This window comes from Streptantibioticus rubrisoli, assembly GCF_024436055.1.
Taxonomy (GTDB): Bacteria; Actinomycetota; Actinomycetes; order Streptomycetales; family Streptomycetaceae; genus Streptantibioticus_A; species Streptantibioticus_A rubrisoli.
Window position 1 is genome coordinate 115,478 of sequence record NZ_JANFNH010000011.1, and the last position, 15,482, is coordinate 130,959.

The 15,482-nt window shown below is 69.1% G+C and carries 11 protein-coding genes and 3 pseudogenes; 13 read left to right on the plus strand and 1 reads right to left on the minus strand.

Features of this window, described 5'->3' with window-relative positions; all coding sequences use genetic code 11:
• Positions 1-530: 530 nt before the first annotated feature.
• Positions 531-1,012: pseudogene (locus tag NON19_RS13750) on the minus strand (ISAzo13-like element transposase-related protein); the annotation flags it as partial.
• 340 nt (positions 1,013-1,352) lie between these two features.
• On the opposite strand from NON19_RS13750, the gene NON19_RS13755 reads away from it, so the two are divergent.
• From NON19_RS13755 to NON19_RS13815, 13 genes and pseudogenes are all read left to right on the plus strand, one after another.
• Positions 1,353-1,937 carry a DUF3995 domain-containing protein gene (locus tag NON19_RS13755; protein ID WP_255927809.1) on the plus strand — a complete coding sequence of 195 codons (585 nt, stop codon included), beginning with the start codon at positions 1,353-1,355 and terminating at the stop codon, positions 1,935-1,937.
• A gap of 862 nt (positions 1,938-2,799) precedes the next feature.
• Complete coding sequence (locus NON19_RS13760; protein ID WP_255927811.1) at positions 2,800-3,342, plus strand: PadR family transcriptional regulator; 543 nt, start codon at positions 2,800-2,802, stop codon at positions 3,340-3,342.
• Positions 3,339-4,169, plus strand: coding sequence for an ABC transporter ATP-binding protein (locus NON19_RS13765; RefSeq protein WP_255927813.1), 831 nt, complete (start codon positions 3,339-3,341; stop codon positions 4,167-4,169). Before NON19_RS13760 ends, NON19_RS13765 begins: the two co-directional genes overlap by 4 nt.
• Before the next feature lie 2 nt (positions 4,170-4,171).
• A complete protein-coding gene (locus NON19_RS13770) occupies positions 4,172-5,950 on the plus strand; it encodes an ABC transporter permease (protein WP_255927815.1) in 1,779 nt (592 codons plus the stop codon).
• A 47-nt stretch (positions 5,951-5,997) separates the two neighbouring features.
• Positions 5,998-6,162: pseudogene (locus NON19_RS13775) on the plus strand (FtsW/RodA/SpoVE family cell cycle protein); the annotation flags it as partial.
• Positions 6,163-6,805: 643 nt separating this feature from the next.
• Positions 6,806-7,114, plus strand: coding sequence for a PadR family transcriptional regulator (locus NON19_RS13780; protein WP_079102943.1), 309 nt, complete (start codon positions 6,806-6,808; stop codon positions 7,112-7,114).
• Positions 7,111-7,962 (plus strand): hypothetical protein, encoded by an 852-nt coding sequence (locus tag NON19_RS13785; protein ID WP_255927819.1) that lies wholly within the window; start codon positions 7,111-7,113, stop codon positions 7,960-7,962. Before NON19_RS13780 ends, NON19_RS13785 begins: the two co-directional genes overlap by 4 nt.
• Positions 7,952-9,190: an alpha/beta hydrolase gene (locus NON19_RS13790; RefSeq protein WP_255927821.1), complete on the plus strand. Its 1,239-nt coding sequence runs from the start codon at positions 7,952-7,954 to the stop codon at positions 9,188-9,190. Before NON19_RS13785 ends, NON19_RS13790 begins: the two co-directional genes overlap by 11 nt.
• Before the next feature lie 58 nt (positions 9,191-9,248).
• Entirely contained in the window at positions 9,249-9,911 is a 663-nt protein-coding gene (locus tag NON19_RS13795) for a nitroreductase (RefSeq protein WP_255927823.1), read from the plus strand.
• A 125-nt stretch (positions 9,912-10,036) separates the two neighbouring features.
• The gene (locus tag NON19_RS13800; protein WP_255927825.1) at positions 10,037-10,252 is read left to right on the plus strand and encodes a MarR family transcriptional regulator; all 216 of its coding nucleotides are present in this window, start codon (positions 10,037-10,039) and stop codon (positions 10,250-10,252) included.
• A gap of 36 nt (positions 10,253-10,288) precedes the next feature.
• Entirely contained in the window at positions 10,289-11,827 is a 1,539-nt protein-coding gene (locus NON19_RS13805) for an MFS transporter (RefSeq protein WP_255927827.1), read from the plus strand.
• 951 nt (positions 11,828-12,778) lie between these two features.
• Positions 12,779-13,205, plus strand: a pseudogene (locus tag NON19_RS13810) (ATP-binding protein); the annotation flags it as partial.
• A gap of 411 nt (positions 13,206-13,616) precedes the next feature.
• Entirely contained in the window at positions 13,617-15,296 is a 1,680-nt protein-coding gene (locus tag NON19_RS13815) for an RICIN domain-containing protein (RefSeq protein WP_255927867.1), read from the plus strand.
• The last annotated feature ends 186 nt before the right edge of the window (positions 15,297-15,482 follow it).

Consider the following 15,482-nt stretch of genomic DNA (forward strand, 5'->3'; position numbering starts at 1 on the left):
CGGCACAGCCTGGTGCCGTACGTGCGACCGACTGCCACACATTTTCTGCCTGCTGGTGAGGCAGGGGCACCCAGTAAGGCTGCACGGGCGGGGCTTGGTGTCGCCGAGGGCCTTTCGGGGTCGCGGTTGGTCTCAGTTTTGGTCTCGTTCGCCCTCGACCGGCCGGGTTCAGCCGCCGCCCAGCGGTTCGCTCCGCCGCAGGTCAGGACAGGTGCGAACCTCGGCGGACACCGTTCGGGAGAATTGGAAAGCGTGTTGGGGGCAACCCCTCACGAGTTCGAATCTCGTATCCTCCGCAGTCGCCCACCAGGGCAAACGATGGACCCGACCGCTCAGCGGCCGGGTCCTTCGTCGTTCGAGGGTTGCAGTTGCCGCGATCGGGGTGGACTGTTCGCTGTCGTTCGAGACAGCGCGAAGGAGCTCTTGGCTGGCCCGTCGAGCGAAGCTGCGCCCCTCGCGCCCTCCACCGGACTGAGCCCCTCTGGCGGAGTGCCGTCCATGGCTGTCTCCGAGAAGACGCGCAAGATCGACTGCTCGTTGATGTAGCGGAACTGGGCGTCACGGTACGGGTGCTGCTTGCCCTCGATGGTGTTGGCACCGGCCTGCAGGCTGAAGTCCTCCTCACGGAGCAAGTCCCCGACGGTGTCCGCGCTCACCTTGTGCCCCTGACGGGTGAGCTCGGCCGCTAGGGTCCTGGTCGATTTCACCGTCCAACGCAGTGGCGACATGGGATCGCCGCGCTCGTCAGGTTCCACCAGTGCCAGCAGCGCGCGCCGCAGTCCCGGATCAAGGTCCGCGACCTTCTTGCGGCCACCACCGGGCCTGCGTACCCGGCCCAGAGGCTCCTCGCCAGCCTCCAGCTCGTCCATGCCTTTGCGGACTGTCGTCTCGCTGACCTGGGCCGCCGTGCGACCGCCCGGATACCGCCGTGCCCCAGGATGCGGGCCTCGGCTCCCAACAGCAGACGCCGCTGCCGCTCATCCAGGTGTGGAAACAACACTCCGAACTTCACAGCGAGTTGTCCACGGACCTCATCGGAGACGCTCCTATCACAACAACGAGCCGTATTACGCGAAGCAACACCTTGATTCTCTGCAAGCCCTAACGACTGGGTACGCGATTGACGTCGGGACGTGCTGGCCTGGCGGTCCGGCTGGCGGGTGATCAGCAGGTGGCCGTCCAGACGGGCACGAGCTCGGCGCCCGTGCGCTGCCGGTGGGCCGGCGGGCGGCGCGGTCGGAGTTCAGTCCGGCGATTGCGTCACAACATCACCAACCCGTGCGGCCGCCATATCACGGTCAAGCTGCCACCACGGCGTACGAGTCGTTGGCGGACCGGGCACAATTGCGATCATGAGCCTGCGTCGTGAAACGGCGAGCTCCCCGGCCCGATGGCCTGGGTATGCCGCCGCCGTGTGGGGGTTCGCGTTCGCCGTTCCCAGCTTCTACTGGGCGATGGGCGGTCTGGCCGGGGCCGCGTCCACGATCTCGCCGTCACTGGTCGAGCTGGCACGAGAGCGAAATCCCGGCTTCATCACAGTGCTTTGGGTGACCGGAGTGTTCAAAGTCGTCGGCGGAATGCTTGGCCTGGCTCTGGTGCGCCGCCGCACGTGGGGACGCGGTATGAACCGCCTCCTGCAGTTGACCGCGGGGGGCGCGGGGGTGCTGCTCGTCTGGCACGGAGCATTGTTCGTTGGGCAGGGACTGCTCGTACAGGCACATGTCATCGACCTCGCCCCGGAGCTGCTGCCGGTCAGCCGTTGGTACACCTACCTATGGGGACCCTGGTTCGTGGCCGGGGGGCTCACCTTCATATTCGCCGCACGGATGCACCTGAGCAGAGCGGCTGACCGCCGGGATGCCATGATCGCGGGCATCGTCGGCGGCCTTGGCGCGCTGCTGCTGTCCGTCACAGCCCTGATAGCAGGAATCGGATAGCCGCCCCGGAACCGCAACTCGGCCGCCTACGGCCGATCTCCGCTATCGCGTACCTCGTTGTAACGGGTGCCACATGGTGACCGCGGGCGGCACGCCCCCGGACCGGCCGCGACCGGCGGGCCGCCTCCTTTCCCTCCCGCGCCGCAGTGGAAAAGATCGGCTCCGGCCGGGCGACCCGCCGCACCACCGTTCCCCGCGAGGGAACCCGCAGGCCCGCGTCCGGCACTGACGCGCGATCTCCCGGTGGACGGCCGCAACGGTCCGGCGCTCCCGCGTCAGGTACCGCCTGCGCAGCACCTGCGCAGGCGGTCGTCTCGGCCTCATCCGGCAGCGGCCCGCCCCCGCGGCTGCCGCTGGAGCGGCCCGGCAGTAGATCCGACACCATCCCCTCACCCGCGCGCCACAGAGCGAGCAGCACGTACACCTGGCGCCGGGATATCCCCAGCGTCGCGGCGGCCTCGTCCGCGTCCGCCGGCCCCACCCTGGCCTTCTCGGCAAGAGGCCCGATCACCTCGGCCTGCCGCACCGCGGTATCCCAGACCTCGTCGTGCGCGGTCAGGACCCCGCGCTCGGCCACCGGTCCCTTCGCCGCCCGGGCCCCCTCCGCAACGCGCACACGAGTACGGACCAACTCGACGGTAGTGCAGGCGACTTCGTGACATGGGAGAGTTCGCAGTTCCCTGCGCTCCGCGATGAAACCACCGTTCTTGAAGGCCGGAGCCCGGTCAGCGGCGGCCGGCACGCGTGTGCCTCTGCGGCGCGGATTCGGTGCGCCTCCCCGACCGCGGATGGGGTTCAGGGCGGTTTGACGCCCATTTAGTTAACCGCTATCTATTGAGGGCTCGCAGAGGAGGGTGGGTCCGTGCAGGACGTGGCGCTGGCATTGCTGGCCAAGGAGCCGTCGCACGGGTACGACCTGCGCAGGCGGTTGGTAGCAGCCCTCGGGCCGTTGGGGGAGACGCTGAACGCGGGGCAGGTCTATGTGACGCTCACCCGGCTCGAAAAGGCGGGCCTGGTCGTCCAGGAGCGTGAGGACGCGCCGGTGCGGGGCCCACGGCGCAAGGTGTACGCGCTGACCGCGGCCGGGCAGGAAAGGGTAGCCGCGTGGATGGCCGAGGGCGCCGGGGCAAGAGCGGACGTGACGGAGTTCCACCTGAAGCTGGTGGCCGCCGCCGAGTCGGGCCTGGCCGATCCGCTCGCGCTCGTGGACGCGCGGCGGCGGGAGCTGATACGCAGCCTCGCCGAGGCCCAGCACGCCGCCCTTGCTCACGACACGAACTCGGAGGCCGGACTGCTCCTGGAGGGCATCGCCCTCCGGTTGCAGGCCGATCTGCGCTGGCTGGAGGCGTGCGAGCGGACCTGGTCCGCCCGCGCCCCGCGTGGGAAAGGCGGAGGAAAAGGATGAGCAGAGACAGCCGGCGGATCAGGGGGCGGTCGCAGAGGAGGGGTACGGACGACAGCCCCCTCGCGGGACCGTCCAGCCGCCAACCCGGTGAGGCGTCCGGGCCGGTACTGCGGGCGGTCGGCCTGTCGCGGGCGTACGGGCAGGACGAGAGCCTAGTGCGGGCTGTCGACGGGGTCGATCTCGACGTTCCGGCCGGGCAGGCGCTCGCCGTGACCGGGCCCAGCGGCTGCGGCAAGTCGACGCTGCTGCAACTCCTCGGCGGTCTCGACCGGCCCACCGACGGCGAGGTGTGGCTCGGCGGGCGGCGCATGGACCACCTCGGCGAACGGGCGCTGGCCAGGTTGCGGCGCCGCGCCATCGGCTTCGTCTTTCAGTCCTTCCACCTGATGGACGAGCTGACCGCGGCGGAGAATGTCGAGCTGCCCGCGCTGCTCGCCGGCGCCTCACCGCGCACCGCCCGCAACCGTGCCGCCGGACTCCTCGACCGGGTCGGGCTCGCCGACCGGGCCCGGCACCTGCCCTCGGAGCTGTCCGGCGGGCAGCGGCAGCGGGTCGCCATCGCCCGCGCCCTGGTCAACGAGCCGCTGGTGGTCCTCGCGGACGAGCCCACCGGAAACCTCGACAGTGCCGCGACCCACGACATTCTCCGCCTCTTCGACGAGCTGCGCGCCGCCGGCCAGACCCTGGTCATGGTCACCCATGACGAGCGCGTCGCCGCCACCGCGGACCGCGTCGTCTCCCTGCGTGACGGAACGCTGGCCGATGACACCCGCCTTGACGGCGGCGGCACCACACGGCTCGGTTCGCTGCTGAACTGGGAAGGCTGACCGTGGGACACCTGCTGCTGATGTGGCGCCTGGTCCTGCGCGACATGCGCCGGCACCCCGGCGAGGCCGTCATGTTCCTGCTCGCCGTCACCGCCGCCACCGCCACCCTGACCCTCGGACTCGCGACCACCGACGCCGTGTCCACCGCGTACGCGAAGACCCGTGCGGCCACCGGCGGCCCCGACGTCACCGCCACGACGACAGACCCGGACCCATCCGGCCTGGCCGCGCGCCTCGCGCACGCGCCCGGTGTGGCTGCGCACGCCGGCCCATACGTCGCGTTCAATACCACCATCCGGGCGCACGGCCGTACCGCGTACTCCGCGGTCGAGGGGCGCGACAGCTCACCGGCCGCCGTGGACCGGCCGCTGGTGACCTCCGGTACCTGGGTTCGTCCCGGCGGTGCGGTGGTCGAGCGCGGCTTCGCGCAAGCACTCGGCGTGCGCGTCGGCGACAGCATCACCGTCAACGGGCGCAGCATTCCGGTTGCCGGGACCGCAATCAGCGCGGCCACCTCGGTGTATCCGTGGGGCGACCCGGCGCAGGGGCCCGGGCCGTCCGACTTGGGCGGCATGGTCTGGCTCACCACAGCCGACGCCCGCGCAGCGGCAGGTGACGCGCCCGGCGTTCACGTGATCCACCTGAAGCTGTCCGACCCCGCTGCCACTGGCCGGTTCACCGCCTCCGTATCCACCCCGGCCATCACCGGCGACAGCTGGGTCAACTACCGCACCTGGCAGGACACTGTCCGCACGGACGCGAACATGATCAAGTTCACCCGGCCCACGCTGGTCATCGGCGGCTGGCTGCTCGCCATCGCCGCGATCGTCACCCTCGCCGCACTCGCCGCCGTACGTTCCACCCGTGACAACCGGCGTGCCGGACTGCTCAAGGCCGTCGGCGCCGGCCCCGGCACCGTCGCCGCCGTACTGCTGGCGCAGCAGCTGCTGCTGACCGTCCTGGCCACCGCACTCGGACTGGGCGCCGGGACTCTGGTCGCACCCGAACTGGTCGATCCCAGTGCCGGGCTGCTCAACACCGTCAGCCCTCCGGTCTCCGACACCGTCACCGCCGCCGTCTTCCTCGCCATCGTGGTCGCCCTGGCCGGCACGCTCGGCCCCGCCCTGCGCGCCGCCCGCACCAGCACCGTCCAGACCCTGGCTGACCCGGCGCACATGCTCACGTATCACCCGCGGCTGACCGCCCTGACGGCGTATCTGCCCACGTCGCTGCTCGTCGGCGTCCGGCTGCTCGCCCGCCGACCCGGCCGCGCCGCCCTGACTTCCGTCGGCACGGCGGCCACCAGCCTCATGGTCACCGCGGTGCTCACCTTCCGTGCCGCACCCGGCACGGGCCCCGCCTCCGGTGCGTCCACCCCCCTTGAGGTGCGCAACATCCAAACCGGCCAGGTGCTGCTCGCCGTCACCCTCGCGCTGGTGGCACTGTCCGCGCTCAACACCGTGTTCCTCGGCTGGAGCGCCGCGGTGCAGGCCCGGCGCGCCCTGACCATCGTCCGTACCCTCGGCGCCACACCCGGCCAGGTCGTCACAGCGCTCTGCGTCGCGCAACTCCTACCCGCTGTGCCCGGGTTGGTGACGGGTATTCCGGCCGGACTGGGCCTGTACTGGGCGTTCAGCATCACGATGGTCACGCCCCCGGGATCGCGGCTGCTCACCGCCGCACTCGTCATCCTGCTGGCAGTCGGAGCGCTGACCGCCCTGCCCGCGTGGGTTCACACCCGCAGCCCCGCCGGGCGCGCTCTCAACGCCGAACCTGCCTGAGGGACCCATTACCGGGGCCGCCGGTCGGGTACGCCAGGGCGTCAGTCCTGCCGCCCGGCCAGCGTCCCGCGGGCCTCACCTCCGACCAGGCCGCACAGGCACTCTTCAGTTTCGGCAGCGGAGGCGTTCTCGGCACCGGGCTCGGCCAGGGGCACCCCTGGCTGATCGGCTTCGCCGGGCGGACCGACTTCATCCTCACCACTGTCGGCGAAGGGAGAAGGCCGTTGAACGCTGTGCCGGGCTGGATATCCATCGCGACACCGTGGTGGCCAATGTCCGTGCCCCGGAGGAACCGGCCGAGGGGGTCACCCAGACCTTCGGCACCACTTGGCCTGACCTGCTCGCGTTGCGGGACTGGCTGACGGCCTTTCAGGTCAACTTGACAGGGACGGTATCGACCGCGGCATGTCCGGCCCGCTCGGCCATCGTCCTGCCGTTCTTCCGGCCCAGGTCCGACAGCAGGCCCTCGATCAGGTCAGCGAACACCTCGCGCGGCTCCGCCCGCGCGACAAGTGCCCCAACCCCGCAGTGAGCGAGGCCAGTTCCTCCGCCCGCCTGTCCAAGTGCTCCGGTGCCACATCGACCAGCATGGCCAGACAACGACGTCACCGATCAGCAGTCACAAGATCTGAGGCTGTAGTGCTGGTCCTGGGTGGTGAGAGGCGAAGGCTGTGAACGCGACAGCCACCATGACCGAGGCGGTCAGCGCCGAGGCGACAGCTCGTCGGGCTGGATGGCCGACGGCGAGAGTTCAATCGATCACGTTGTCGCTGCATCCCAAATAGATCGGTTGACGTTATATCGCAGCACGATATAACGTCGGGCGACCATCCGTCCGTAGGAAAGGGAGCCGCTGTGGCCGCTGAGGCAGATCCGGCTGTGTTGGTGCTGACCAGCCTGGCCGAGGGGGACAAGCACGGGTACGCGATCACGCGCGACATCGCCGAGCAGGTTGGCGTCCAACTCGGGCCCGGCACCTTGTACGGCGTACTCGCTCGGCTGGAGGACGACGGGTTGATCGAGGCTTTGCCGGCGGAGGGCCGGCGCCGACCGTACCGGATCACCGCAACCGGACAGCGGGCGCTGGCCGACCAGGTCCAGCAGATGCGTCGGGTCGCCGAACTGGGGCTGCGGCGTCTTGGGCTGGCCGGGGGCCGGGCGTGAGCGCCACGGACGGCTGGCGGATTCGCATGCTGGTCGCGCTGTACCCGCCGGCCTGGCGGGCTCGATACGCCGACGAGTTCAGCGCGCTGCTTGCCGATACCGGGGTGCGCCTGGCCACCGAGCTTGACGTCGTGGCCGCCGCGGTGCGCGTCTGGCTGCATCCGCCGGTCCGGCTGCATGACCATGCCGGTCGGATGCGCACTACCGTTGGGGTGACCTTGTGCGCATGGGCCGCGCTGGCCGCCGGCACGATCGTGTTCGCCAAGCTGACCACCGACGGTGCCGTGTTCGCACACGGTCGGGGCGCCGACTGGTACGACGTGTTCACGTTCGCCGCGTTCGGGTCGGTGCTGGCGATGGCGGCCGCCTGGCTGCCCCTGTCGGTCGCGATGGTGCGCCGGTCCCGGTACCGTGCGCGCGTTGTCGCGCCGCTAGGTGCGCCGACCGTACTGGTGCTGGGATTCCTGGCCGCCGCCGCGGCGCTGGCGGGGCTGCTGCGGCCCCACACGCGAACCGGTGCGGGGATCGGGATGGCCGGATTCCTGCTGCTGGCCGTTCTCGGGGTGGTGACCGCGGCCGGCTGCGCCGCCTGCCCGGCGCTCGCGCTGATGCGGTCGCGGCCCGACGGTCCCGCATTGACCGTGGCCGTGGTGGCCGGGTTGGTCGCGACCGCCGCAATGGTGATCGCGACCATCGCCGCCGTCGGCTACACGATGGCCCGGGCCCGATCCGCCGGAGTCGCAGTGTTCGCGCTTGTCATGGCCGCCGCGCTGACGGTCGCTGCGGTTTCGGGAGTTCGCGGACTGCGGGCCGTCACGGCAGCGGGGAGCAACAACCATGCGGGCTGACCGCGCCAGGCGCAGGTGGCTGCGCCGGACGCTGAGGGCAATCCTGGCGCTGGTACTGGCGATCCTCGTCGCCGTCGGCGGGTACGTCGGCTACGTGACGATCCGCCACACCCGCCCGGTGACGTTGCCTGCCACGACCGGGCCGTACCGCGTCGGGCGGACCATGTTCGACTGGATCGACCACAGCCGGACTGATCCGCTCGCCCCGCGCGCTGGCAGCCTTCGCGAGCTGTCAGTCTGGCTGTGGTACCCGGCGCCGCCAAACACCACCGGCCGCCCCGCGCCCTACGCGCCGGGCGCCTGGGGCGAGTTACACCTGGCCAGCCTGCCGGCACTGGGCGAAACCGAATTCGGCGCTGTGCGCAACCACGCCCTCGACGGCGTACCGGCGGCCACCGGCCAGTTCCCGATCGTCGTACTGGAGCCGGGCATGGGCTTCGCAGCGCCGCAATACACCACAATCGCCGAAAACTTGGCCAGTCATGGCTACCTCGTCGCCGGTGTCACCCCCACCTACAGCGCCAACCTCACGGTGCTGCACGGTCACGCCGTGCACGCCAGCCCAGCCGGCGACCCCGCCGACTTCGACGGCACCGACCTGCACGCCGGCGCCGCACAGGAGGCCGGCGACCGCCTCGTACCGGTATGGGCCGCCGACGCGCGGTTCACCGCGGCCCAGGTGGCCGACCTCGATCGGGTTGGACCACTCGCCGGGCACATCGACGCCACCCACACCGTCTACATCGGACACTCGTTCGGCGGAGCTGCGGCACTGCAAGCCTGCCACGCCGACCCGCACTGCGCCGCCGCCGCCAACCTCGACGGCACCCAGTACGGCCCGGTGGTCCACACCGGTCTCAACCGGCCTAGCCTCACTATCGAAAGCGACTCATGCGTCACCGGCATCTGCCGGCCCACCAGCCCCGCCGACCGGTCCGACCAGGCCACCGCCCGCGCCCTGCTGGCCGCCAGCACCGGACCAGCCTTCTGCTACCAGATCATCGGCATGCGCCACTTTAACTTCACCGACTACGCCACGTACTACCTCGCTGCGCCGTTGCGATCCCAGCTCGCGCTGGGCAGCATCGACGGCCGCCGCGGACTGACCCTCGCCAACAGCTACCTGACCGCCTTCGTCGACCACATCGTCAAACACCGACCCGAGCCGCAGCTCATCAACCCAGACCCCCAGGATCGAGAGGTACGTGCGCAACATGTCCCACGCTGATACCGCGACGGCGGCTACGACGACGTGTTCGGCTCGGGCAACTCCCTACGCTGGCACGGTGGACGTCTACGATGCGGTACGGACACGACAGTCCATCCGCAGGTTCACCGATCGGCCCGTGCCCCGCGAAGTACTCGAACGGGTGCTGGCGGCAGCCGCTGGCGCGCCGTCGGGGAGCAACCTGCAGCCATGGCACATCTACGTCCTGTCCGGTGCCCGGTTGGCAGAGCTGAAGAAACGAGTGGCCGAGCTGGTGGCCGCGGGTCACCGCGGCGACGACCCCGAGTTCGCGATATACCCGCCCGAGATCCGCTCACCCTACCGAGAACGAATGGCGGTCTTGGGGGAACGCCGGTACAGCGCGCTCGGTATCGCCCGCGACGACGAGCCGGCCCGAGCCCGGGCCCGATCCGAGAACTGGAACTGCTTCGGCGCCCACACGGCGTTGTTCTGCTACCTCGATCGGGACATGCCAGCACCGCAATGGGCCGATGCGGGCATCTACCTGCAGACCGTGATGTTGCTGCTGCGCGCCGAGGGACTGCACAGCTGCGCACAACTGGCGTGGGCGGAGTACCACCGTAGTGTCGCCGAGGTGATCTCGCCGCCGCCGGAACGAGTCCTGTTCTGTGGCATGTCCATCGGCTTCGCCGACCCGGATGCGGTGCATCCCCGCATCCCCCGCGCTGCGCTGTCCGAGACCGTGACGTTCCTGGATTGAGCGGCCGAGCCCTCGACCGCGGGACGCGGTCGAGACCACCGTCCCGTGGTGGCGGTGCCGGATTGTCAACGGCAAGTTCGTTCGGTTCTGATCCACTTGATGTGGTCCCATCGCAGAGGGGCAGGATGCTCAGTCTGCGAGGAGGATTTGTTGGCGGAGGAGGTCGAATCCGGCCCGACCATGCCCATCCCTTCGGCCCCATCAGCACCAGCGAGCTGGCAGCCAGTGAGTACATGCGGACGCAGTCGATGGCCCAGACCTTCCCCGAGTTGGAGAAGGGCGGCCTGGTGCAACGCACCCCCGACCCCAGGGACGGCCGAAGGATGCTGATCTCGGCTTAGTTGGTCGGCGGCCTACTGGCCTTGCGCGGACGCTGGTTGCGCCAGGCGATCAGCGAGGAACTGGACTACCAAGAGCAGCACACCCTGGACGCAGCGGTGAAGCTGATCAACCGCCTTGCTGACAGTGCGGTCGCCCATCTGGCTGCCCCCGCGTGGCCAGCGCATGCGAGAGGGATCCAACAAGTGAAGAGCGACACGGTGGTCGCCACAGCAACCGCTACACGCACACCAGGATGGCGCCTGGTCACTCCCCTACTGGTGGGGGCGGCGCTCAATCCGGTCAACAGCTCCATACTGGCCACCGCCCTGGACGGAATCGCCAAGTCGTTCCACATAGGCGTAACGGACACCGCCGCTCTGGTGTCCTATCTCTACTTGGCCAGCGCCATCGCTCAGCCGACAATGGGCAGACTGGCCGAACACCTAGGCCCGCGGCGCGTCTTTTTAGCAGGGATGGCACTGGTAGCGGCGGCAGGGGCGTTAGGGACCCTAGCTACCAATCTTCCGACTCTGACGGCCTCACGAGTACTGCTCGGTATAGGGACGGCCGGTGGCTATCCCACGGCCATGATGATTGTGCGTCAGCTCAGTGAACGCGATCCGGAACTCAAGACCGGGGGCACGCTCGGCGCCCTTTCGGCGGCCGGACTGGTGACCGCTGCTGTCGGCTTGCCCATCGGCGGCGCCTTGGTGGCCGCCTCGGGCTGGCGCACCACATTCCTGATCAACGTTCCTCTGGCGCTGTTCGGCATGGTGCTCACCCTGCTGTGGATCCCGCGGGACAGCCGCACCGGAAGACGCGAGCCGGTCACCGTCATGCTGCGCAAACTCGACCCCGCCGGAATGGTGTTGTTTGCGTGCACCATCACCAGCGCGTTGGTGTTCGCGGGCGACCTGAGCCACCCCAACGGGCTACTGCTCGCCCTGACCGTAGCGCTGGCGATCTGCCTGATCGTCCGGGAGAGGGCGGCCCGTCATCCCTTCATCGACGTACGCATGCTCGCCCACAACAGGGCACTGAGCGCAACGTACCTGCGCACCGCAGTGACGATGTTGGTTCCGTACGCCATCCTGTACGGCCTGCCCCAGTGGCTGCAGGAAAGCCGCGGGCTCTCGGCCATCATGATCGGCCTGCTGCTTCTCCCCATGTCGCTGCTGGCCTCGTTGGTGGCGATCCCGTTCTCCCGGCGGCAGTTGGTACGGATGCCATTGCTCGCTGCGGCGGGATCCGCGCTGGGCGGAGCACTGGTGATGGTGTTCTTCGGTCACGGCACACCGGTCATCGTGATCGCCACAGTCACCCTGCTGTTCGGCGTGACCACGGGCCTGGGGTCCGTCGGCAACCAGACTGCGCTGTACGCACAGGTAAGCCCTGACCAGATCGGTACGGCCTCCGGCCTGCTGCGGACCTTCACCTACCTTGGCGCGATCCTCTCCTCCAGCCTTGTCGGACTCGCCTTCGGCAGGACCGCCAACGACGCCGGCCTGCACATCCTGGCCATCGCCCTAGCCGCACTCGCCAGCCTGCTGCTGTTGACCACGATCGCCAGCCGCGTGCCTGCCAACACCCTGTGACCTCCCAGGCGTTCCGTATGGCCAGCACCGGTCGGTCACTGGACAGCTCCTGTACTGGCTTGGGTTCCCGCACCCACGCCACGCGGACCTTGAGCACCGACATCTGCAGCCTCTCTGGGAAAGCACGGTGCGTGGCCACAGCCTGAACCTGCTCGACGCCCCCCTGTCAGAAGGGCTTCCTACGCGACGTCATCACCGACCGGTGACACCCTCAAAATCTCGTACTTGGCCATCTCGAAGACACACGAGTACAGGCAGTCTTGCGGTCACTCACCCCAGCGGAGAGAACCGCAGCAGGGGTCTACAGCTCGAGCCGCATGACCTGGACCCAGACCGCTGAGGTCGCGGGAGCACACGACCCAGCAGCATTCGGTGAGCGCGTGCGGAGAAAACTCAAGCGGCTCGGGGAACGCCAACAAGCACGCGCGGCCGCCGCTGCCGCCGCGCGGCCGGCAACGGCACCCCAGTGGTGAGCGTCTTGGACAGCGCACTGCCCAACTTTCTCGGTAGTCTTGCGGCACCACTCGCACTCGGAGCCGGACAGTAGACCAGCCGTTCGGGGAAACGCTGGCGCGAACGTTTCCGGACCGGACCGAGAGCACAAGCGCCCCTGCTCCCACCGCCTCACCTCACGCCCCCAGCACGCGGGCCGCCACCCGCAGACACACCAAGATGAGCGCAGGAGTGATACCCGACACAGCGAACTGAGTGGTGGGCGCGAGGGGCCGTCGCTCGGGAGCTTCTGTGCTCAGAGCGACGGCGTCCTCCGTTGACCGCGATCAGGCAGCGGGCAACTCTGGCGGACAACCCTGGCCGATGTGGACCTGGCCCCCCGACGAACTGCTCACCCACCTCGACGACTTCGTGCTGCGCACCGCGAGAAGGCCACAGGCCGCGACGGCCACCGTGACCACCTATCGGGGGAAGTCGGGGCCACCTGCCTGTACAACGGACGACGTCGCTCTCCTGCTGCCCCGGACCCGGACCCTTGGCACCATTCAGGTCGCCACCTAGGAACTGCCGCAGAGCCCCTCTGCCGTGGCCCTGGCCCGTGAACTCGCCGGTGAGCGTCTGGCCGCCTGGCACCAGCAGGAAGCTGCCTTCATCGCGGACCTCGTCGTGAGCGAACTGGTCACCAACGCCATCCGCTACGGCTCCCCACCGATCCGCCTGCGGCTCAATCCGTGACAGGGCGTTGATCTGCGAGGTCAGCGACGCCAGCGGCACAGCCCCGCATCTGCGACGCGCCCGCCTCTCCGACGGAGGCGGTCGGGGCCTCCTCATCGTCGCTCAGCTCCCCCAGCGGTGGGGTAGCCGTCATACCCGCACCGGTAAGACGATCTGGGCCGAACCACCCCTAACCACTGCGCAGCATTGATCTTCATCCGCGGGGAAGTCCGGTGGCGGGCGTGGTACGCGGTGCTCGACGTGAGCGGCAGGGACCGGGTGCAGCCATCATCCGTTCGCCACCGTCGGCGTTCGCCGTGCGGCGCTCCGCGGCGGACAGGAAGCGGTCAGGCGGAAAGGTCTGTGGATCTCCGCGGCAACCTTTTCGGCTTCTGGGACCACTCAGGGTTGTCCGGCCAGGTGGTCCGGTCAGATGCGACGGCTGAAGGAGAGCACAGACGTGTCCTTTGAACGAGAGCACAGACATGTCCCCGGCCCACCCACGTCATCGGTGGTGTCCCGCGCCGACGGTGGCCGTGCCGACGGCCACGCCCGCGGTGGTCGCCCGAAGCATCGTGGCCGCCGGTTGCTCGCGCGTCGGGGTTTCTGGGCGGCCCTCGCCATGGTTGTCGTGGCCGGCTCCGCTGTCGTGGTCAGCAACGCCTCGGCGGAAACCCTGGACCTGAAGAAGTGGTACGTGCTGGTCAACCGCAACAGCGGCAAGGTGCTGGATGACCGCGCGTACGCCACGAACGACGGCGCGGCGGTGGTGCAGTGGGCGCGTCACGGCGGGGCCAACCAGCAGTGGCGGTTCATCGACGCGGGTGACGGCTACTACCGGTTGCAGAACCGGAACTCCGGCAAGGTGCTGGACGACCTCGGCTGGTCGAAGACCGCGGGCTCCGCCCTCGTGCAGTGGCGAGACCTGAACGGCACCAACCAGCAGTTCAAACTGGCCAAGTCGCCGGACGGCTACGTGCGTTTGATCAATCGCTTCAGTGGCATGGCCGTCGAGGTCCACAACGCCGCCAAGACTGACGGGGGCGACGTCGTCCAAGACCGCGACCGGGGCGGCGCCGATCAACAGTGGCAACTCGTCCCGGCCGGGAGTGTCGGCAGCGCCGGTACGCCCACCGCCCCGGGCGGCAGCGTTACCACCAGCCAGGCTCCGAGCGGCACGCACCCGTCGTCGCCGTCGTCTCCCGCGGCCGGTGGCGGCAGCTCGACGACACGTTTCATGGGCAGCAGCACGGTGCTCATCGGCGGCTCGATGTCCGACACCTCGGCGACCGCCGCGCCGTTCGACGTGCGCTACGCCTATGTGCACAGCCAGCCCGCACCCTCGTCGGCTGCCTATTCGGCAGCGCGCTGCCAGGACGCGTGGTCGGGCTGGTGGGGCTGCTGGGGCGGCCCCACCACCGCGCCCGGCAACTACGTGACCTGGTCGGACGCCCATGCGGCCCAGGCGACTTACCAGGGCAGGCCACGCCCGCAGAAGTATGTGTGGACTTGGTACTCGCTGCGCGATCTCGGGGATCTGGCAGGCGAGGGCGACGGCCCGGGCGAAGTCAAGGCCATCAACAGGCTCGACCTGCTCACCCGGTACATGAACGACTACCGTTTCTTCCTCCAGAAGATCGGCACGTCGCACGACGCGATCGACCTTGAGCCCGACTTCTGGGGGTACGTCCGGTCGCTCGGCGATCCGCACCAGGTTGCCGCGCAGGTCTCGGCCGCAAACCCGACCGATTGCGGATCGCAGGAGAACAGCGCCGCCGGACTCAGCCGCTGCCTGATGTCGATGGCGCGCAAGTACGCGCCGAACACCGCTGTGGGGCTCCACCTCACCTGCTGGGACTGGCAGACCAACACACAGGCATGCGTCAAGGACTACGCAAAGCTCGGGGCACAGAACGCCGACTTCCTGGTCACCGATGTGTCGGACCGCGACGCAGGCTGGTACGCACAGCCGGCCCACGGCGGCCGTGACACCTTCTGGACCGACCAGAAGGCCGCCGCCGCGCTGAAGTTCTACAAGACGATGGCCGAGTCCGTGGGCAAGCCGGTGGTCCTGTGGCAGATCCCCGTGGGCAACATGGCGCAGAACAACACTCTCAACCATTACAAGGACGACAAGGTGGACTGGTTCTTCGCGCACATGGACCAGGTGGCGAACGCCCATGTCGCCGGCCTGCTCTTCGGTCCAGGACAGCAGGAACAGACAACGGTCGAGTCCGACGGCGGAAACCTGATCCGCAAGACGACCGCCTATCACAACTCGGGCGGTACAGCGCTCAAGTAGGCGAAGGTGCGAATGCGACCCCATCTCTTCGATGGGGTCGCATTCGTCCTCTTCGTCGTGCTGCGGACTTCTCGGCTGGCGTCGGCCACGCCGCCGTCGGTGCGGGCGCCGATCGAGGGGGACTTGGCGAAGGGGGTGATCGTGTTGACAGGTGACAACGGGGAAGCCGAGCCAGAGCGCGAGGTC

Coding starts and splice junctions, on each gene's coding strand:
- NON19_RS13815 (WP_255927867.1), top strand. CDS start 13,617: ATGGTTGTCGTGGCCGGCTCCGCTGTCGTGGTCAGCAACGCCTCGGCG.
- NON19_RS13800 (WP_255927825.1), top strand. CDS start 10,037: ATGCTCAGTCTGCGAGGAGGATTTGTTGGCGGAGGAGGTCGAATCCGG.
- NON19_RS13765 (WP_255927813.1), top strand. CDS start 3,339: ATGAGCAGAGACAGCCGGCGGATCAGGGGGCGGTCGCAGAGGAGGGGT.
- NON19_RS13755 (WP_255927809.1), top strand. CDS start 1,353: ATGAGCCTGCGTCGTGAAACGGCGAGCTCCCCGGCCCGATGGCCTGGG.
- NON19_RS13790 (WP_255927821.1), top strand. CDS start 7,952: ATGCGGGCTGACCGCGCCAGGCGCAGGTGGCTGCGCCGGACGCTGAGG.